We start from the raw sequence: 18,346 nt of genomic DNA, 5'->3' as shown, positions 1-18,346 counted from the left end.
GGAACGCCACGGCAAGGACCCGCCCGCATGAAGCGCCTCGACACGCGCGACCCGCAATTCGGCCCCCAGTTCGACGCCCTGCTCGACACCGCGCGGGACACGACCGCGCGGGTGGACGGGCCGGTGGCCGAAATCATCGCCCGGGTGCGGGCGGAAGGCGACGCGGCGCTGCTGGACCTCACCGCCCGCTTCGACCGCTGGACCCCTGCCGGCATCGGTGCGCTGCGGGTCGGCGCGGCGGAGGTGGCCGAGGCGAAAGCGCGCTGCCGGCCGGAGCTGCTGGCGGCGCTGGACGTGGCGGCGGAGCGGATCGAGCGCTTCCACGCCGCGCAGATGCCGCAGGACATGGTGCTGCCCGAGGACGGGCTGATGCTGGGCATGCGCTGGAACGCGGTGGACGCGGCCGGCCTCTATGTCCCCGGCGGCAAGGCGGCCTATCCCTCCTCGGTGCTGATGAACGCCCTGCCCGCGCGCGTTGCGGGGGTGGGGCGCGTGGTGATGACCGTGCCGACCCCGGATGGCGAGATCCCGCCTCTGGTGCTGGCTGCCGCCGACCGTGCCGGCGTGACCGAGGTCTGGCGCATCGGCGGCGCGCAGGCCATCGCCGCCCTGGCCTGGGGCACCGCCTCGATCCGGCCGGTGGACAAGATCGTCGGCCCCGGCAACGCCTATGTGGCGGAGGCCAAGCGCCAGGTCTTCGGGCGGGTGGGCATCGATTCCATCGCCGGGCCCTCGGAGGTCGTGGTGCTGGCCGATGCGGCGCAGGACCCGCGGCGGGTGGCCATCGACCTGCTGGCCCAGGCCGAGCATGACGAGGCCGCCCAGGCCATCCTGATCACCGACAGCGGGGCCATGGCCGAGGCCGCCGCCGCCGCCGTGGAGGAGGCGCTCCGCAGCCTGCCGCGCGAGGCGATCGCCCGCGCCTCCTGGGAAGCACACGGCGCCATCCTGCTGGTGCGGGACTGGGAGGAAGGCGTGGCGCTCTGCGACCGGCTGGCGCCGGAGCACCTGGAGCTGCTGGTGGAGAAGCCGGAGGCGCTCTTTGCCCGCATCCGCCATGCCGGGGCGGCCTTCCTCGGCGGCTGGTGCCCGGAGGCGCTGGGCGACTACGTGGCCGGGCCGAACCATGTGCTGCCCACGGGGCGCACGGCGCGCTTCGCCTCCGGGCTCAGCGTCTATGACTTCCTGAAGCGCACCACCTGGGTTTCGGCCACCGAGGCCGGGCTGCACCGCATCGGCCCCGCCGCCGTCACGCTGGCCGAGGCCGAGGGGCTGGGCGCCCATGCCCGCAGCATCGCGATGCGGCTGGGGCAATAGGCGCCGTCCGGGCGGGGCGGTTCAGTAGGTCCCGGATGTGCCGGGGCCCTTCGGCCTCGGCCCGCCCCGCATCGCCGCCACCGTTGCCTGCGCCCCCGCCGCCATCAGCCGGGCGTCGGAGGCCACGGTGACGAAGCGGAAGCCCTTCTCCACCATGCGCAGCGCGTACTCCGCCGTGCCGTTGTGGATGCAGGGCACCACGCCATGCTCCTTCGCCTTGGCGAGGATCATGTCGATCGCCTCCACCACCGGCTTCTCCTCCTGGTCGAAGCGCGGCGTGCAGCCCAGGGCGAGGGAAAGGTCGGCGGGGCCGACATAGACGGCGTCCAGCCCCTCGACGGAGAGGATCTCGTCGAGATTGTCGAGCGCCTGCCGCGTCTCGATCATCGCCAGTCCGAAGACCGTGTCGTTGGCGTGTCGCGCATAGTCCGGCCCGGCATGCAGCAGCGCCCGGATCGGGCCGAAGGAGCGCATGCCGCGCGGCGGGTAGCGCAGCGAGGACACGAAGAGCTCCGCATCGGCGCGGGTATTGATCATCGGGCAGATCACGCCATAGGCGCCGGCATCGAGCATCTTCATGATGATGCCCGGATCGAGCCAGGGCACGCGCACCATGGGCGTGGTTCCCGTGGTGGAGATCGCCGTCAGCATCGACACGGCGGCAGCGTAGTCCACCACGCCATGCTGCATGTCGATGGTGAGCGAATCCCAGCCCGCATGGGCCATGGTCTCGGCGGAGAAGACATTGGGAATGGCGAGCCAGCCATTCACCACCGCCTCGCCACGCCCCCACAGCGTCCCGACCCTGTTCTCGCGCATGGCCGCTCCCTCCCTGTCGCTCTCCGGTGCCGGACTCGCCGGCCCGGGCGGCAGAATAGAGCAGATCGCCGGTCAGGCCGGCAGCAGCGCGCCATGGGCCCGGGCCAGCGCGTCGCGCGCGGCCACCAGCGCGGCCAGGGACCGCCGCCCGGCCAGCAGCGCGGCGCGCTCGTCCTGGCCGATCTCGGCCATCTGCTCCTCCACGGATTCCACGCCCTCGGCGAGTTGCCCGTGCATCTCCTCCAGCCGCTCGCGCAGCGCCGCGCGTTCGTCGTGGCCCAGCACGCCGCGGCGCCAGTCATCCACGATGGTCTCGACCTCCCGCCGCACACGGTCGGGAGCCGCGCCCTTGCCCGCCAGTTCCGCGAGCCGCGCCAGGGCCTGGCGCTCTGGCGCCTGAGGCACGCCTTGCCGATTCCCAGCCATGGGTCTCTTTCCCCTTCCGGGCCGAATATCCTGGCGGCATACTAGTTCATGATGTGTTCCTGTTGAAGCACCTTCGGCTTCGCCCTGCGGACAGCCTGGTCACGGGCATGGGAGCCATCTCCGCTTTTCCTGCTGTGAAGCTGCCGGGCGGGGCTTGCCCTGCCCGCCGTCTGCGGTTAAGGAGCGCCCACCCCGCGATTGCTGCTGTAGCTCAGGGGTAGAGCACTCCCTTGGTAAGGGAGAGGTCGAGAGTTCGAATCTCTCCAGCAGCACCACGACCTTCCTGAACATCCCCCTCTGCTTCCGAGCCGGTTCCCTCGTTCGATGCACGAGGCCTCCGCTGCACGGCTGCGTCTTTGTCGGGGACGGTGGCGGACGGTCCCTCGCGCCTTCCAGGCGAGGTACGGCCGTGGGTTGGCGGCGTGGGCCGGGCTATCTGCGATAGGGCAGCTTCGGCCTTTGGATCTGGGCAGGCGTGGGACCATCCTCGCGCATTCGCGCCCATCGCGTCGGGTTCGCGGAACCCGGCCCCTCGCCGGGCACTTCCCAGACGCCACGCCGGACACAGCCGACTGTCAGCCCCCATTTCGGATCGTCGATCCAGACGATCTCGAGTTCGCCCGGTAGGTCGGTCGGCTTGTACCACTTCATGACCGAATCCCGCTTCATCTGTTGCGGGCGGGGTTGATACAAACCGAAACACCCCATGTAAACCAAATAGAGTACTTAGTTTTGAAGAAGAATTAAGTATTAATGATTTGCGCCAAGTTTATTCCGTGGGATTAAATTATGAGAGTAAAATAAATCGCATGCCATTGATGGGATTGCCTCCCGCCATTGCTTGGCCGGTTCCCGTGGCATCCTTCCGCCGACGGATGTCCTTCGGAGCCCAGGTCAGGGCAAGGTGAGGCGCTCATTCCGCAACCCGTGCGCCCGCAGGAGCTGCGCCACGGCCTCCCGGCTCATCGGCCGGCCCAGCAGGAAGCCCTGCACCTCGTCGCAGGCACGGTGCTGCAGGAAGCGCAACTGCTCCTCGGTCTCCACGCCCTCCGCCGTTACTTCCATGCCCAGGTTGCTGCTCATGGCGAGCACCGCCTCCACGATGGCATGCGCACCGTTCCGCCGGCCGATCGCATGGACGAAGGAGCGGTCCACCTTGATCCGGTCGAAGGGAAAGCGGTGGAGGTAGCCCAGGCTGGCATAGCCCGTGCCGAAATCGTCGAGCGCGATCCGCACGCCCCGGCGCTTGAGGGCATGGATCGCGTTCAGCGCCTCCTCGGCATCGCCGATCAGCAGCCCCTCGGTGATCTCCAGCTCCAAGCGTTCCGCCGGCAGGCCCGAAAGCTCCAGCGCGCGGTCCACGATGGCCGGCAGGTTGCCGCTGCGAAACTGCGCGGGGGACAGGTTCACCGCCAGCCGCAGCGGCTCCGGCCAGGTCGCGGCCTCGGCGCAGGCCCGCTCCATCACCCAGCGGCCGAGCGGCAGGATCAGCCCGCTTTCCTCCGCCACCGGGATGAAGGTGGCGGGCGGCACCGGCCCGCGCACCGGATGCGTCCAGCGCAGCAGCGCCTCGAAGCCGCGGATCGCGCCGTTCCCGCAGGTCATGATCGGCTGGTAGTGCAGTTCCAGCAGATCGGCCTGCAGGGCCAGCCGCAGGTCCTGTTCCATCTCCCGCCTCTCGCGGAGTTCCACCTCCATGGCGGGCTCGAAGAAGCGCACCGTGCCGCGCCCTTCCGCCTTGGCGCGGTACAGGGCGGTGTCCGCGTTGCGCAGCAGGCTTTCCGGCGTCGCGCCATCCTGCGGATGCAGGGCGATGCCGACGCTGGTGCCGACCTGCGCCATGTTGCCGTCGAGAATGAAGGGCGTGACCAGGCTGCGCACGATCCGGCGGGCCAGGGGCTCCACCCCGTCCCGCGCGGCCGTGCCGCGCCACAGGATCACGAACTCGTCGCCGCCGAGGCGGGACACCGTGTCGTCCGGGCCGACCAGCTCGCCCAGACGCTCCGCCACCTGCCGCAGGAGCTGGTCGCCCGCCGCGTGGCCATAGGTGTCGTTCACCACCTTGAAGCGGTCGAGATCCAGCGCCAGCACCACGAGCTTGCCTTCCCGCCCGCCGGCCTCCCCGATCGCCCGGTCGAGACGCTCATGCAGCAGGAGGCGGTTGGCCAGGCCGGTCAGCGGGTCGTGATGCGCCAGGAAGCGCACCCGCCGCTCCGACAGGGTCTGCTCCGTGACATCGGTGAAGGTCCGTACGAGGCCGCCATTGCCCAGGACCTGGCTGCGGACCTCCAGCACCGTGCCATCCGGGCGCGTGCAGCGGTAGAGCGGCGCCAGCCGCCCGGCGCCCGGGTCCAGCGCGCAGTCCTCCGGCAGGATGTCCCGGACCTGCCCGCCGCGCAGAAAGGCGGACCGCTGCCCTTCCGGCACGCCGAGCAGGCTCATGGCGCGGCGGTTCACCACCGGCATGCGCCCGTCCGGCGCCACCATGACCAGGCCCTGGCTGATGTTCTCGATCGCGTCGGACAATGCCTGCTGGGACCGTGCCCGCTGTCTCCTGCGGCGGATCAGCAGGCCGCCCGTCCCCAGGATCAGCACCGTCAGCACCGCGCCGGAGGACAGGACGCTGCGCCGGTAGGCGTCGTAGCCTTGCAGGATTTCCGCCATGTCGTTGCTGACGGCCACGATCAGGGGAAAGGACCCGACCCGCCGGAAGGCGGCCAGCCGCTCGGCGCCGGTGGCCGGGTTCCGCCCGCGGAGGGTGCCCTGCGGGCGGATCAGCGCCTCCGTCATCAGGTCGCTGCCGGCGATGCTGCTGCCGAGTGCCCCGGCCCCCTCCGGCGCCCGTGCCCGGATGATCCCGTCGAGCCCGGCCAGGGTCACGGTGCCACGGCCGATATCCAGCGTGTCGTAGACCTGGGTCAGCCAATAGGGGTTGAGCGAGATCACCACCACGCCGCCGAAGCGGCCGTCGCCCGTCAGCAGCTTCCGGGTGAACTGCACCGACCAGCGCCCGGATTCGCGCCCCATCACCGGCACGCTGATGAAGAGCTCGTCCTGCTGGGTATCGAGATGCACCCGGAAATGCGCGCGGTCGGACAGGTCCACCCCGTTCTGGACCGCCCCCAGATTGCTGAGCCAGAGCCGCCCCGAAGGGCCGATCACGGCGGTCTGCAGCGACATGTCCTGCTGGAAGCCATGTTCCCGGCGCAGGAAGTCGAGGCTGAAATCGGCCGGGTCGCGCCGGTAGGCCTCGCGGATGAAGAGCAGCCGCTGGTCGATCGCCTCCACCGTCCGGGCGATGATCTGCTGCGCGGCCCCGGCCAGGTTGCCGGCGTTGCGTGTCGCGTTGTCCAGGCTCCGCTGGTATTCGCGTTGCAGATGCAGGGCGATGCCGCCCCAGAACAGCAGCAGGATCGCCAGGATCAGGCCCAGATCGGCACCGAACCATGCGGCGACGGACCGGAGCCTTCTCCGGAGGCCGGCCGCGCCGGCGCCCTCGTCACCCGCCGCTGCGGCGTGCGGTGACCGCGGCCGCGCCATCCTACCCTCCCCTGTCATATCGCTTCCGGCCCTGTACGGAACATCCGGCGGATCCTGCTGAAAGCCGCGCGGGGCCGGCGCGCCCATCCGGTCTCTCCCGACGGAACGCGCGGCTCGCTTCTGGAGCGTAGCTTGCAGCCATGAGATGATGAATTGGTTATCAGCACAACCTCGCAAGATCAGGGCACGCCGCCAGCCGGCGCGGCGGCCCCGCCCGGGTGGGGAGCTGACTGGGGAATGGATCACATGACGACGCGACGTGCCCTGATGGCGATGACGCCGCTGCTGGGCCTGGCTACCTTTCCGGCGCGGGCCGAGGCGGCCGAATGGGGCATCGCCACCGAATACCCGGCCACCGCCATGCCGGGCGAGGGAATCGCCTTCTTCGCCGAGACGGCGAACCTGGAGGCGCAAGGCATCCTGCATGTCCGGCCGGCCTTCGATGCGCCGGATGGGCTGCGCTCCGCCAGGATGCCGGGCGCCGTCGCCCAGGGGAAGCCGGAGGCCGCCGATGCCTTCACCGGCGCGCTGGCCGGGCTGGCGCCGATCCTCCAGCTCTCCGCCCTGCCCTTCCTCACCGGCTCCGCGGACGACACGCGCCGCCTGCTGGAAGCGGCGCGCCCCGCCTATGTGAAGGTGCTTTCGGAGCGCGGCCTCACCCTGCTCTATGCCACGCCCTGGCCCGCCACGGGCCTGTGGTCGCGCAGGCCGGTGACCGGCCCCGAATCGCTGAAGGGCCTGCGCGTGCGCACCTATGACGAGTCCGGGACCACGGTGATGCGTGCGGCGGGCGCGGAGCCGTCCCAGATCTCCTTCGCCGACGCCCTGCCGCGGCTGAAATCCGGCGAGATGGACGCGGTTCTGTCCTCGGGCGATGGCGGCGCCGGGGCGCGGCTCTGGGAGATCCTGCCGCATTTCACCGCCATCGACTACGCTTGGCCGCTGAGCCTCGCCTTCTGCAACACGGCGGCCCTGCAACGGCTGCCGGAAGCCGGGCAGGCGGCGGTGGCGCGGGCGGGCAAGGCCACCGAGGCGCGCCAGTTCAAGGCCATCGAGACCCGCATGGCGGAGAACGAGGCGCGGATGCGGACGCATGGGATGACGATCGCCACCTCGCCCGCGTTGCGGGCCGCCCTGGAAGCGGCGGCGGCGCCTGTCCAGGCCGCCTGGGTGCAGCGGGCGGGTCCGGAAGGGGAAGCCATCCTGCGCGCCTATCGCGGCGGCCGCTGAAGGATCGCGGGGCGGCGCCGGCCCGCCTTCCGGGCATGGGGGCGGGGCCCTGCGGCGGCCCGGGCGCCATGGCTTGTGGGGCGGTTCCAGAAATGCAACTTTTGGTTGCGTTTCCGGAGACATCCATGTTCCGCAGCCTCGCGCTCGCCGCGACCCTTGTCGCCGCCGGGTTCCTTTTCGGCCCACAGGCGGCTGCGGCGGTCTCACAGCCCGCCGGCTTGCACCAGGCGCGACCGCTTCCGGAAGGGCTGGTCGAGGTCCGTTTCTATTCGGGGCGTTCCCGCTCCGCCTCGGTCCGTACCCGCAGCCACTACTTCCGGCCCGCCGGCCGGAGCGTCGTCCGCGGCCTGCGCTCCCGGCTGCACTGAAGGGCAGCCAGGCGCAGTGTGCGCCAGATCACAGACAATCGCCCTCGGGACGCCACATTGTAAGGACCATACCGATGCGCAAAGCATCTATCGCGGGAAAGCTGGACCGTGCGTCTCTCCCCTTCTTCGCCTGGGTCACCCGATCACTATGATCGCCTGCGTGCCGCATGTGGCCCCGGCATCGTAGGCTCCGTCCCGGAAGCGCCCCAGGCTTCCCGGGCGCTACGCGGAGCCCGGAAATGGCTTCCGGTCGCCGCCATACTCGGTCTCCTGTTCCTCGCGGCGTATGCCATGGGAAGATCGGAGGACCTTGCTCCCGAGGCCACATGCGCCCTCGCGCAGTCTCACAGCATGCCGTGTCACTGAGGCGCCGCCGTGACATCCGCGAACGGCACAAAACCCATGTGCCCTTCGCCGTACCCAGCGCCTGCTGGGTTCTTCCGCTGACGCTCCGGTAAACCCGATAAGCTTATCGGGGCGTGGAGAGATCCAGGGCACCTCCATGCTGGCGCAGGGAGGCCAGGGCCGCCGTCGGCGCCCTCGCCAGCACCCTGCGGACCCGCGCTAGACCGTTGTTCTCGCCAAGCTAACTCCGGTACGACCCGTTGATATCGATGTAGCCATGGGTGAGGTCGCAGGTCCAAACCGTGGCGCTGCCCTCGCCCAGCCCGAGATCCACCTCGATCTCGATCTCCCGGCCCTTCATGTGCGCGACCACCGGGGCCTCGTCATAACCCGGCACCACGCCGCCCTCGCGCGCCATCCAGGTGCCGCCGACGGCCACGGAAAGCCGGTCACGGTCCGCGGGCTCGCCGGCCTTGCCGACCGCCATGACGATGCGGCCCCAGTTTGCGTCCTCGCCCGCGATGGCGGTCTTCACCAGCGGCGAGTTGGCGATGGCCAGCGCCACCACCTTGGCCGAGGCGTCGGAGACCGCGCCGCGCACCGCCACCTGGATCAGCTTCTGCGCGCCCTCGCCATCCCGCACCACCTGGAGGGCCAGCTCGTGCAGCAGCCCGGCCAGCGCGGCGCGGAAATCGGCCAGGACCTCGCCGCCCTCGGCCGTGACCTCGGGATGCTCCGCCTGGCCGGTGGCGAAGAGCAGCACCGTGTCGGAGGTGGAGGTGTCGCTGTCCACCGTGGTGCGGTTGAAGGAGGTTTCGACCCCGGCCTTCAGCGCCGATTGCAGCGCGGCGGCGGGGATCTTCGCATCCGTCGCCACGAAGCAGAGCATCGTCGCCATGTCTGGCGCGATCATGCCCGAACCCTTGGCGATGCCGGTGATGGTCACCGGGGCACCGCCGATCCGCGCCTGCCGCGTCACCGCCTTGGGGAAGGTGTCGGTGGTCATGATGCCGCGCGCCGCCTCCGCCCAGGCTTCCGGCGAGAGGCCGTCATGCAGGGCCGGCAGGGCGGCGGTCAGCCTTTCGTGCGGCAGCACCTCGCCGATCACGCCGGTGGAGGCCAGGAAGACCTCGGAGGGCGCGCAGCCGACCAGCCTTGCCGCCGCCTCGGCGGAAAGCCGCGCCGCTTCCTCGCCCGCCCGGCCGGTGAAGACATTGGCGTTGCCGGCATTCACCACCACCGCCCGGGCCGTGCCGCCCTCCAGCGCCTTGCGGCACCAGTCCACCGGGGCGCCGGGGCACTTGGAGCTGGTGAAGACGCCCGCCACCGTGGTGCCGGGGGCGAAGACCATCATCATCAGGTCGTCGCGCCCCTTGTAGCGAATGCCCGCCGCCACCGTGCCGAGGCGGACGCCCGCGACGGGCGGCAAGGCGGGCATGGGCACCGCGAGGGGGGAAACCGGAAGGTCCTTGGCCATGGGTGTTCTCGGCGCTCGTGTGATTTCAGTTCTTCTGGGCGGGGGCGGGCGGCGTGGCACCGTCCAGAGGCGAGGGCTGGCGCTGCGGCGTGCCGTCGAGGTTGAAGCGCTCGACCTTGGCGCCGGCCTTGTACTTCTCCAGGGCGGCATTCACGGCTTCCTCGAAAGCCGCTTGGCGCAGCGAGGCGCGCTGCTCCTCGAAGCTCTTGGGCGGCGCGGCGCGGCGCTCCTCGACCTTGATGATGTGCCAGCCGAAGGCCGACTTCACCGGCGCCGGGCTGATCTGGCCGGGCTTCAGCGCGAAGGCGGCCTCGGCGAATTCCGGCACCATGTCGGACTTCTTGAAGAAGCCCAGGTCGCCGCCATTGCCCTTGCCGCTGGGGTCGGTCGAGTATTTCTGCGCGATCGCCGCGAAATCCGCCCCCGGCTTCCTCACCTCGGCCAGGACCTTGTCCGCCTCCTCCTTGCTGGCGACGAGGATATGGCGCGCATGCACCTCCTCCTCGGCCGGCTGGCTCTTCTGCTCGGCCTCGAAGCGCTTGCGCAGCGCCTCGTCGGTCAGGGCGGGGGCCACGTCGCGGCGGATCAGCGCCTGCTGCAGCTCCTGGTCGGTGGCCACGGCGATGCGGTGCTGCACCTCGGGGTCCTTCTCCAGCCCCTGGGCGCGGGCGGCGGCGGCCACCGCCTTCTGCGCGATGAGCTGGTCCACGATCAGCGGGAAGAGCACCTGCGGCGGGGCGTTGCGCGCCTCGGCGGGCAGGTCCTGTGCCGCGTCGCGGACATCGCTGAGGCGGATCTCCTCCCCGTTCACCCGGGCCACCACCGGGTCGGCGGGCTGCTGCGCCGCCTGGGGCGAGGCGGGGGCGGCCGTGGGATTGGGCACCGCCGAGGTCTGGGCCAGGGCCGCGTCAGCCAGGGGTCCGGACAGCAGTCCGAGCGACAGGATCAGAACGGGAAAACGCATCAGACAAGTCCTGTCGAAAAGGGCGCGGCACCATGACGCGCATGCTGCGGGACGGCAAGGCACGCTTCCGTACCGAAACCTCTCGCCGGGGCCACCCTCCGGAGGGGCGGCAACAGGCCGCAACACGCCCGCCCCCACACCGGACCGGCGGGCGGGGCGAGAATCGCCGACGAAGCCCGTTTCCTCGCTTATCCTGCGGCCCGGAGCCGCCCCGGGAAGGGGCGGCCGAGGGAGGAGAAACCATGCCCGACCGGATACCGGTCCCCTGCCCCGCCGTTCCGGCGGACCGAAGCGCCGCCCTGCGCGGGGGCGGCCTCGCCCTGGCCGCTCTGGCCCTGCTCGGCCTCGGCCCGGCCCTGGCCCAACCCGGCCCGATCCAGCCCGCGCCCGAGGCCGCGCGCTGCGCCGCGCTGGCGGGGATGCGCCTCGACGACACCAACCTGCTCTCCGCCACCGCCGTCCCGGCCGCGGGGGACCTGCCGGCGCATTGCCGGGTGCTCGGCTATGTCCGCCCGGCGATCAATTTCGAGCTGCGCCTGCCGCTTTCCGGCTGGAACGGCAAGTTCTACATGACCGGCTGCGGCGGCTTCTGCGGCAAGGTCCTGGGCGACGCGCCAGGCTTCACCAATGCGCTGAATTATGGGCTGCGGCGCGGCTATGCCGCCGCGACCACGGATTCCGGCCATTGGGGCACCGGCTCCATCGACGGGCGCTGGGCCTGGAACAACCGGCTGGCGGAAATCGACTGGGGCACGCGGGCGGTGCCAGAGGTGACCCGCGTTTCCAAGGCGCTGGTGAATGCCTTCTACGCGCGCCCGGCGGCCCATGCCTATTTCGCCGGCTGCTCCACCGGCGGGCGGCAGGCGCTGATGGAGGCGCAGCGCTTCCCCGACGATTTCGACGGCATCATCGCGGGTTCCCCGGCGCTGGACTATACGGGCCTGGTCGCCACTGCCATGGCCTGGACCACCCGCGCCAATGCGGGGCCGGACGGCGGGCGGCTCTTCGACCCGGCCCATACGCCGCTGGTGCAGAAGGCCGTGGCCGAGGCCTGCGACGGCGCCGACGGGCTGAAGGACGGGCTGGTCTCCGACCCGCGCCAATGCCGGTTCGACCCGGCGACGCTGCAATGCCCCGCCGGCTCGAACCGGCCGGACTGCCTGGGCGAGGCCGAGGTCGGGGTGCTGGAGGCCTGGTACGCGCCGCCGCGCAACAGCCGGGGGGAGGCGCTCTATCCCGGCGGCATCCCGCCGGGCTCGGAGCCCTTCTGGCCGGTCTGGCTGGCCGGCACCGCCACCACGCCGCCGTTGAATCCGCTCTTCAACCGGGACTTCCTCCGCTACATGGCCTTCGCCGAGGATCCGGGCGAGGGCTATGATCCCCTTGCCTTCGATTTCGACCGCGACCCGCCGCGTCTGGCCGCCATGGGTGCGCTGTACAATGCCACCTCCCCCGACCTTGCCCGCTTCCGCGCCCGGGACGGCAAGCTGATCGCCTATCACGGCTGGGCGGATGCCATCGTGACGCCGGAGCGGACGGTGCGGTGGTTCGAGGCGGCCAGCGGAGCCGCTGGCGGCCGCGACGCCATGGCGGGCACGGCACGGCTCTTCCTGCTGCCGGGCTTCGACCATTGCGGACTGTCGAATGCCGGGCCGGGCATCGACCAGAACGGCTTCGACCCACTGGGCGCGCTGGAAGCCTGGGTGGAGAAGGGCGAGGCGCCCGCGCAACTGGCCACCACCAAGACCGGCCCGGATGGGCGGCGCCTCTGGAGCCGCCCGGCCTGCCCCTGGCCGCAGGTGCCGCGCCATGACGGCAAGGGGCCGGTCACGGAGGCATCGAGCTTCGCCTGCGCCGATCCGTGAAGGCCCGGGAATGCCGCCCCTGGGAGCCCCCCTGGGAGCCGCCCCTGGGAAAGGCAGCGCCTTTCCCCCCTATCCGCCAGGACCCAGGACACTGCGTGCCCTGGCCCCGACGAGTTGGCGCTTCCTGCGACCGCGGGCGCCGCCAGCGCGGACGGGGTGTCTTTGGCGCCCCGCCGATCCACTGGCCTGGGCTCGGGCGGAAGGCTGGCCTTGCCGTTCCGGGCCAACGCAAGGCGGGGTCCGGGGAGGTCGAAGCACTGCTTCGACAGCTCCCCGGCGGTGGGGGTTCGGGGGCAGGCGGAGCCTCCCCCGGGGGCTGCCACGAAGCGTGGCGCTCGGGGCATCAGACCGCCCGTGCCGCCCGTTCCGGCTGGATCAGCCGCAGCACCAGGTTGGCCACCACCGCTACGGCCAGGTTCAGCGCCAGGGCCAGGATGCCAACATAGAAGGTATAGGTCCCGCCGCCCAGGACCAGGCTGTGCAGCGGCTTCAGCCCGTCGCTCCAGGCCATCCAGGAGCCTCCCACGAAACCGACCGCCCAGCCCAGCAGCAGCGGGCCACCGCGGAACCAGTTGGTGAAGAGGCCGAAGACCACGGCGGGGAAGGTCTGCAGGATCCAGAGTCCGCCCAGGAGCTGGAGGTCCAGCGCGAACTGGGTCGGCAGGAAGAGGATGCAGGCCAGCGCCCCCACCTTCACCACCAGCGAGGTGACCTTGGCCACCTGAGCCTCCCCGGCATGGGTGACCTGGGGGTTCACATAGGCCTTCCAGAAGTTGCGGGTGAAGAGGTTGGCGGCGCCGATGCTCATCACCGCTGCCGGCACCAGCGCGCCGATGGCGATGGCGGCGAAGGCGAAGCCGGCGAACCAACTGTCGAACAGCGCCTTGAACAGCAGGGGCACCACGGCCGTCGGGGTGGTGGTCACGATCCCCGCCGCATGGGCCATGTAGCCCATCAGGGCGATCAGGCCGAGCAGGATGGTATAGGCCGGCAGCAGCACCGCGTTCTTGCGGATGGTGTTGCCCGAGTTGCTGGCGAAGATGCCGGTGAGCGTGTGGGGATACATGAAGGCCGCCAGGGCCGAGCCCAGCGCCAGCGTGGCATAGGGCAGGTACTGGCTGGGAGCCAGGATCAGGCCGGTGGCGCCCCCCTTGGCCGCGAAGACCCGCTCCGCCGAGGCGAAGACATTGGCATAGCCGCCGAGCTTCATCGGAATGATGGCCACGGCCACGATCACCACGATGTAGATCATGATGTCCTTGACGAAGGCGATCAGCGCCGGCGCCCGCAGCCCCGAGGAATAGGTGTAGAGGGCCAGGATGATGAAGGCGACGGCCAGCGGCACCTCCCCGGTCAGCCCCAGCGCCGCCAGCACCACCTCCATGCCCACGAGCTGGAGGGCGATATAGGGCATGGTGGCGAGCACCCCGGTGATGGCCACCGCCAGCTCCAGGGGCCGGGACTTGTACCGGGCATGCACCACGTCGGCCGCCGTCACATGCCCGCCTGCGGCCGCCACGGCCCAGAGCTTCGGCATGATGGCGAAGACGATCGGATAGACGATGATCGTATAGGGCAGGGCGAAGAAGCCATAGGCGCCGACCGCATAGACCACGGCCGGCACGGCGATCACCGTATAGGCGGTGTAGAAGTCGCCGCCGACCAGGAACCAGGTGATCCAGGTGCCGAAGGTCCGCCCGCCCAGCCCCCATTCGTCCAGGTGCGCCAGGGTCCTGGGCCGCCGCCAGCGGGCCGCGAAGAACCCCATGGCGGTGACCAGCACGAAGAAGCCGATGAAGACCCAGAGGGCCGTCCAGTCGATGCCGCCGCTCACCGGCCCTCCTCCCGCTTCCGGATGGCGCGGTAGCAGAGCCAGGTGAGGAAGGAGGTGATCGGCACCCAGAGAAGCTGGTACCAGTAGAAGAAGGGGAAGCCGAAGAGTTCCGGCTGCACATGGTTGTAGAACGGAACCCAGAGCAGCCCGGCAAAGGGCAGCAGGAGCAGGACCCACATGAGACGTCGCCTCCGAATCTCCCGTCCTGAGGGACGGGAAGCGACAGGGAGGCTGACCTGTCCTGGCGCCGTCCGGCAATTTTCTTCTTTGTAACAAACAGGCCCGCGCAGGACCGCGCCGATCACCCTTTCGCGCGTGCCCTGCCCCGCCGCCGGCATCGCCGCGCGCGCCGCGCCGCCGCTCCGGCACCGGGCGCGGCCGCCCTGGCGCCACGCTTTTACCCTGGCACGGGGTCGGTGCGCGCCGCCATTTCGTTGACCCCGTACCCGCTCCCCCCTATCTGTCCGGCGGCATACCCGGCGGCCCCTTGCCGCCGGGCCGATGTCGCGCCCGCGGGACCGCTCCTGCCCCCGGGAGCCTGGAGAGACCCGGAAAGCACATGTTCGCACGCCTCGCCCGCGCCATCATCGGTACCTCGAACGACCGCGCCGTGAAGCGCTACCAGGCGCGCGTGCCTGCCATCAACGCGCTGGAACCGCAGGTGGCCGCCCTGACCGACGAGGGGCTGCGCGCCAAGACCCAGGAGTTCCGGGACCGCCTCGCCCAGGGTGAGACGCTGGACGCCCTGTTGCCGGAGGCCTTCGCCGTTTGCCGCGAGGCCAGCAAGCGGGTTCTCGGCATGCGCCATTTCGACGTGCAGCTGATTGGCGGCATGGTGCTGCACGAGGGCCGCATCGCCGAGATGAAGACCGGCGAGGGCAAGACCCTGGTCGCCACCCTGGCCGTCTACCTGAACGCCCTGGCCGGCAAGGGCGTGCATGTGGTGACGGTGAACGACTACCTCGCCCAGCGCGATTCCGGGGAGATGAGCTGGCTCTACGGCTTCCTCGGCCTGTCCACCGGGGTGATCGTCTATGGGCTGAACGACGTCGAGCGCCGCGCCGCCTATGCCTGCGACATCACCTACGGCACCAACAACGAGTTCGGCTTCGACTATCTCCGCGACAACATGAAGTACCGGCTGGACGAGATGGTCCAGCGCGACTTCCATTTCGCCATCGTGGACGAGGTGGACAGCATCCTGATCGACGAGGCCCGCACGCCGCTGATCATCTCCGGCCCCTCGGACGAGAGCTCGGAGCTCTACGGCCAGGTCGATGCGGTGGTCCGCGAGGTGGTGAAGGACAAGTCCACCTACGAGAAGGACGAGAAGCAGCGCACCGTCGTGATGACGGAGGCCGGCACCGAGGCCATGGCCACTGCCCTGACCGAGGCCGGACTGCTGACCGAGGGCGACCTCTACGACGCCAGCAACATCACCCTGGTCCACCACGTGAACCAGAGCCTGCGCGCCCATGCCCTCTTCGCCCGGGACGTGGACTACATGGTCCGGGGCGGCAAGGTGATCATCATCGACGAGTTCACCGGCCGCGCCATGGAGGGCCGGCGCTATTCCGACGGACTGCACCAGGCGCTGGAGGCCAAGGAGCATGTCGAGGTCCAGCCCGAGAACCAGACCCTGGCCTCGATCACCTTCCAGAACTATTTCCGCCTCTTCCCCAAGCTGGCGGGCATGACCGGCACCGCCTCCACCGAGGCGGACGAGTTCGCCGAGATCTACAAGCTGGAGGTGGTCGAGATCCCGACCAACCTCCCCGTCGCCCGCCGGGACGAGGATGACGAGGTCTACCGTTCCGCCACCGAGAAGTACGAGGCGGTGGCCAACCTGATCGCCGAGTGCCGCGAGCGCGGCCAGCCGGCCCTGGTCGGCACCACCTCGATCGAGAAGTCCGAGCTGCTGAGCGCCCTGCTCAACAAGAAGGGCATCCCGCACCAGGTGCTGAACGCCCGCTACCACGAGCAGGAGGCGGCGATCATCGCCCAGGCCGGCCGGCCGGGCGCGGTGACCATCGCCACGAACATGGCCGGGCGCGGCACCGACATCAAGCTGGGCGGCAATGCCGAGGCCCTGGCCCGCGCCTCCTTCCCCGGCGAGCCGGAGGGGCCGGAATTCGAGGCCCGCATGGCCGAGATCCGGCGCGAGGTCGAGGCCGCCGCCGCGCGGGTGAAGGAAGCCGGCGGCCTGTTCGTGATCGGCACCGAGCGGCACGAGAGCCGCCGCATCGACAACCAGCTCCGTGGCCGCTCCGGCCGCCAGGGCGATCCTGGCGCATCCCGCTTCTTCCTGAGCCTGGAAGACGACCTGATGCGCATCTTCGGCTCCGACCGCATGGGCGGCATGCTCGGCAAGCTCGGGCTGAAGGAAGGCGAGGCCATCGTCCATCCCTGGATCAACAAGGCCCTGGAGAAGGCGCAGAAGAAGGTCGAGACGCGCAACTTCGACATGCGCAAGAACGTGCTGAAGTACGACGACGTGATGAACGACCAGCGCAAGGAGGTCTATTCCCAGCGCCGGTCCTTCATGCAGGCCGCGGACGTCGCCGAGACCGTGGCCGAGATGCGGCGCGAGCTGGTGGACGACATGGTCGCCCGCGCCGTGCCGGAGAATTCCTATCCGGACCAGTGGGACCTGGAGGGGCTGCAGGAGCGTGTCCTGACGCTTCTCGGCCTCGACCTGCCGGTGGCCGAATGGGGCCGCGAGGAAGGCATCGACGAGGCGCATCTGCGCGACCGCATCCAGGAGGCCGCGGACCAGGCCTTCGCCGCCCGGGCCGCCAATATCGGGCCGGAGCGGATGCGGGAGATCGAGAAGTCCCTGTTGCTGATGGTCTTCGACAAGGTGTGGAAGGACCACCTCCTCGCCCTCGACCACCTGCGGCAGGGCATCGGGCTCCGCGCCTATGCGCAGCGCGACCCGCTGAACGAGTACAAGTCCGAGGCCTTCAACCTGTTCAACGGCATGCTCTTCGACCTGCGGGAGGACGTGACCCGCTGGCTGATGCATGTGAACCTGATGCCGGAGCAGCCGCTGCCCACCCCCGAGCCGGTTCAGGTGACGGATGCACGCCAGCCGGTCCCGCCTTCCTTGTTGGAGGGCGGCGCGGCCGAGCCCGCGGCCTTCCCCGGCTATGGCCACGCCACCACCGATGCGGCGGTGCAACTTTCCCCCGGCGTGCGCGCTGACGACCCGTCCACCTGGGACCGGACGCCGCGCAACGCGCCCTGTCCCTGCGGTTCGGGCAAGAAGTACAAGCATTGCCACGGGAAAAGCATCTGAATGGCACGACCGCCGCGAAGCCTGGGCTGCACCCTCGACTACCAGGCCTCCGGGCCGAGCACCTTTGTCTTCGCGGTCCGTCCCTCGGAGGACCCGCCCGCGCGCCAGAAGATCCTTCGGGAGAGCCTGACGCTTTCCACCGGCCAGCCGGGCGAGGAATGGCGCAGCGTGGATGGCATCCGCTGGTTGCGCGTCCTGGCCCCGGCCGGCCTCGTGCAGCTACGCTACGAGGCGGAGGTGCAGGGCGAGCCGGTGGTGCATGACCCGGCCAGGATCACCGAGATGCCGGTCCAGCAGGTGCCGCAGGAGGCGCTGCATTTCCTGTTGCCGAGCCGCTACTGCGAGAGCGACCGGCTCACCGGCTTCGCCCGGGCGCAGTTCGGCGGGCTCGCCCAGGGTCATTCCCGCGTGGCGGCGGTCTGCGACTATATCTATCAGCGCACCGCCTATCAGCGCGGCAGCACCGATGTGCGGACCACGGCGCTGGACGTGCTGACGGATGCCGCGGGGGTGTGCCGCGACTTCGCGCATCTGGGCATCGCCCTCACCCGCGCCCTGGGCATCCCCGCGCGTTTCCTGGCCGCCTATGCGCCGCACCTCCAGCCGCCTGATTTCCACGCCATCTTCGAGGCGCTGCTGATGGGGCCGGAAGGACCGTGCTGGTACGTCTTCGACGCCACGCGGCAGACCGCCCTGGACGGGGTGGCCCGCATCGCCGTGGGGCAGGATGCCTCGCAGGTAGCCTTCTGCTCCATCTGGGGCAATGCCCAGGCCACCGGTATGAAGGTGCGCTGCGACCCGGAGCCGGGTACCACGAAGGAGTGGACCACGGCGGCGGTGTCGGTGTCGCGGGGGTAGGCTTT

General features: G+C 70.3%; 14 protein-coding genes and 1 tRNA gene. 7 read left to right on the top strand and 8 right to left on the bottom strand.

Annotated elements, in window-relative coordinates; genetic code table 11:
* Positions 1-27 precede the first annotated feature (27 nt).
* Positions 28-1,317, top strand: a complete 1,290-nt coding sequence (hisD, locus tag CTJ15_RS05110) for a histidinol dehydrogenase (RefSeq protein ID WP_019462751.1) — start codon at positions 28-30, stop codon at positions 1,315-1,317.
* A 21-nt stretch (positions 1,318-1,338) separates the two neighbouring features.
* Here the strand turns inward: hisD and CTJ15_RS05105 are convergent, their stop codons facing one another.
* Positions 1,339-2,136 carry an HpcH/HpaI aldolase/citrate lyase family protein gene (locus tag CTJ15_RS05105; protein ID WP_099781278.1) on the bottom strand — a complete coding sequence of 266 codons (798 nt, stop codon included), beginning with the start codon at positions 2,134-2,136 and terminating at the stop codon, positions 1,339-1,341.
* 72 nt (positions 2,137-2,208) lie between these two features.
* Entirely contained in the window at positions 2,209-2,541 is a 333-nt protein-coding gene (locus tag CTJ15_RS05100) for a hypothetical protein (RefSeq protein ID WP_126281836.1), read from the bottom strand.
* Between the two features lie 221 nt (positions 2,542-2,762).
* Here CTJ15_RS05100 and CTJ15_RS05095 point away from each other — a divergent pair.
* Positions 2,763-2,837: transfer RNA gene (locus CTJ15_RS05095), tRNA-Thr, on the top strand.
* Positions 2,838-2,994: 157 nt separating this feature from the next.
* On the opposite strand, the gene CTJ15_RS24255 is transcribed toward CTJ15_RS05095, so the two are convergent.
* Positions 2,995-3,231 carry a hypothetical protein gene (locus CTJ15_RS24255; RefSeq protein ID WP_193009638.1) on the bottom strand — a complete coding sequence of 79 codons (237 nt, stop codon included), beginning with the start codon at positions 3,229-3,231 and terminating at the stop codon, positions 2,995-2,997.
* 225 nt (positions 3,232-3,456) lie between these two features.
* Positions 3,457-6,102 carry an EAL domain-containing protein gene (locus CTJ15_RS05090; RefSeq protein ID WP_019462754.1) on the bottom strand — a complete coding sequence of 882 codons (2,646 nt, stop codon included), beginning with the start codon at positions 6,100-6,102 and terminating at the stop codon, positions 3,457-3,459.
* Between the two features lie 246 nt (positions 6,103-6,348).
* On the opposite strand from CTJ15_RS05090, the gene CTJ15_RS05085 reads away from it, so the two are divergent.
* Positions 6,349-7,332: a TRAP transporter substrate-binding protein gene (locus tag CTJ15_RS05085; RefSeq protein WP_019462755.1), complete on the top strand. Its 984-nt coding sequence runs from the start codon at positions 6,349-6,351 to the stop codon at positions 7,330-7,332.
* A gap of 125 nt (positions 7,333-7,457) precedes the next feature.
* The gene (locus tag CTJ15_RS05080) at positions 7,458-7,700 is read left to right on the top strand and encodes a hypothetical protein (RefSeq protein ID WP_075821528.1); all 243 of its coding nucleotides are present in this window, start codon (positions 7,458-7,460) and stop codon (positions 7,698-7,700) included.
* Positions 7,701-8,286: 586 nt separating this feature from the next.
* Here the strand turns inward: CTJ15_RS05080 and argJ are convergent.
* A complete protein-coding gene (gene argJ / locus CTJ15_RS05075) occupies positions 8,287-9,522 on the bottom strand; it encodes a bifunctional glutamate N-acetyltransferase/amino-acid acetyltransferase ArgJ (protein WP_019462757.1) in 1,236 nt (411 codons plus the stop codon).
* 25 nt (positions 9,523-9,547) lie between these two features.
* A complete protein-coding gene (locus tag CTJ15_RS05070) occupies positions 9,548-10,486 on the bottom strand; it encodes a peptidylprolyl isomerase (protein ID WP_019462758.1) in 939 nt (312 codons plus the stop codon).
* 242 nt (positions 10,487-10,728) lie between these two features.
* On the opposite strand from CTJ15_RS05070, the gene CTJ15_RS05065 reads away from it, so the two are divergent.
* Positions 10,729-12,351, top strand: coding sequence for a tannase/feruloyl esterase family alpha/beta hydrolase (locus tag CTJ15_RS05065; protein ID WP_226946048.1), 1,623 nt, complete (start codon positions 10,729-10,731; stop codon positions 12,349-12,351).
* Between the two features lie 343 nt (positions 12,352-12,694).
* Here CTJ15_RS05065 and mctP read toward each other — a convergent pair whose 3' ends face one another.
* Both mctP and CTJ15_RS05055 read right to left on the bottom strand, forming a co-directional pair.
* The gene (gene mctP / locus CTJ15_RS05060) at positions 12,695-14,119 is read right to left on the bottom strand and encodes a monocarboxylate uptake permease MctP (RefSeq protein ID WP_081798638.1); all 1,425 of its coding nucleotides are present in this window, start codon (positions 14,117-14,119) and stop codon (positions 12,695-12,697) included.
* Positions 14,120-14,181: 62 nt separating this feature from the next.
* Positions 14,182-14,364: a DUF3311 domain-containing protein gene (locus CTJ15_RS05055; protein ID WP_019462761.1), complete on the bottom strand. Its 183-nt coding sequence runs from the start codon at positions 14,362-14,364 to the stop codon at positions 14,182-14,184.
* 380 nt (positions 14,365-14,744) lie between these two features.
* Here CTJ15_RS05055 and secA point away from each other — a divergent pair, with 380 nt between their 5' ends.
* Entirely contained in the window at positions 14,745-17,483 is a 2,739-nt protein-coding gene (gene secA / locus CTJ15_RS05050) for a preprotein translocase subunit SecA (protein WP_099781275.1), read from the top strand.
* Positions 17,484-18,341, top strand: coding sequence for a transglutaminase family protein (locus CTJ15_RS05045; RefSeq protein ID WP_099781274.1), 858 nt, complete (start codon positions 17,484-17,486; stop codon positions 18,339-18,341).
* Positions 18,342-18,346: the final 5 nt, after the last annotated feature.

Origin of the sequence: Roseomonas sp. FDAARGOS_362 (assembly GCF_002754815.1) — a bacterium.
Lineage (GTDB): Bacteria > Pseudomonadota > Alphaproteobacteria > Acetobacterales > Acetobacteraceae > Roseomonas > Roseomonas mucosa.
This window is presented reverse-complemented; position numbering and strand designations above follow the sequence as displayed.

What these genes read in the sequence shown, in the direction of transcription:
- CTJ15_RS24255 (WP_193009638.1), bottom strand. Translation starts at nt 3,231, where the DNA reads ATGAAGCGGGATTCGGTCATGAAGTGGTACAAGCCGACCGACCTACCG.
- secA (WP_099781275.1), top strand. Translation starts at nt 14,745, where the DNA reads ATGTTCGCACGCCTCGCCCGCGCCATCATCGGTACCTCGAACGACCGC.
- CTJ15_RS05045 (WP_099781274.1), top strand. Translation starts at nt 17,484, where the DNA reads ATGGCACGACCGCCGCGAAGCCTGGGCTGCACCCTCGACTACCAGGCC.
- CTJ15_RS05080 (WP_075821528.1), top strand. Translation starts at nt 7,458, where the DNA reads ATGTTCCGCAGCCTCGCGCTCGCCGCGACCCTTGTCGCCGCCGGGTTC.
- CTJ15_RS05090 (WP_019462754.1), bottom strand. Translation starts at nt 6,102, where the DNA reads ATGGCGCGGCCGCGGTCACCGCACGCCGCAGCGGCGGGTGACGAGGGC.
- CTJ15_RS05105 (WP_099781278.1), bottom strand. Translation starts at nt 2,136, where the DNA reads ATGCGCGAGAACAGGGTCGGGACGCTGTGGGGGCGTGGCGAGGCGGTG.
- CTJ15_RS05065 (WP_226946048.1), top strand. Translation starts at nt 10,729, where the DNA reads ATGCCCGACCGGATACCGGTCCCCTGCCCCGCCGTTCCGGCGGACCGA.
- CTJ15_RS05055 (WP_019462761.1), bottom strand. Translation starts at nt 14,364, where the DNA reads ATGTGGGTCCTGCTCCTGCTGCCCTTTGCCGGGCTGCTCTGGGTTCCG.
- CTJ15_RS05085 (WP_019462755.1), top strand. Translation starts at nt 6,349, where the DNA reads ATGACGACGCGACGTGCCCTGATGGCGATGACGCCGCTGCTGGGCCTG.
- argJ (WP_019462757.1), bottom strand. Translation starts at nt 9,522, where the DNA reads ATGGCCAAGGACCTTCCGGTTTCCCCCCTCGCGGTGCCCATGCCCGCC.
- mctP (WP_081798638.1), bottom strand. Translation starts at nt 14,119, where the DNA reads ATGGGGTTCTTCGCGGCCCGCTGGCGGCGGCCCAGGACCCTGGCGCAC.
- CTJ15_RS05070 (WP_019462758.1), bottom strand. Translation starts at nt 10,486, where the DNA reads ATGCGTTTTCCCGTTCTGATCCTGTCGCTCGGACTGCTGTCCGGACCC.
- hisD (WP_019462751.1), top strand. Translation starts at nt 28, where the DNA reads ATGAAGCGCCTCGACACGCGCGACCCGCAATTCGGCCCCCAGTTCGAC.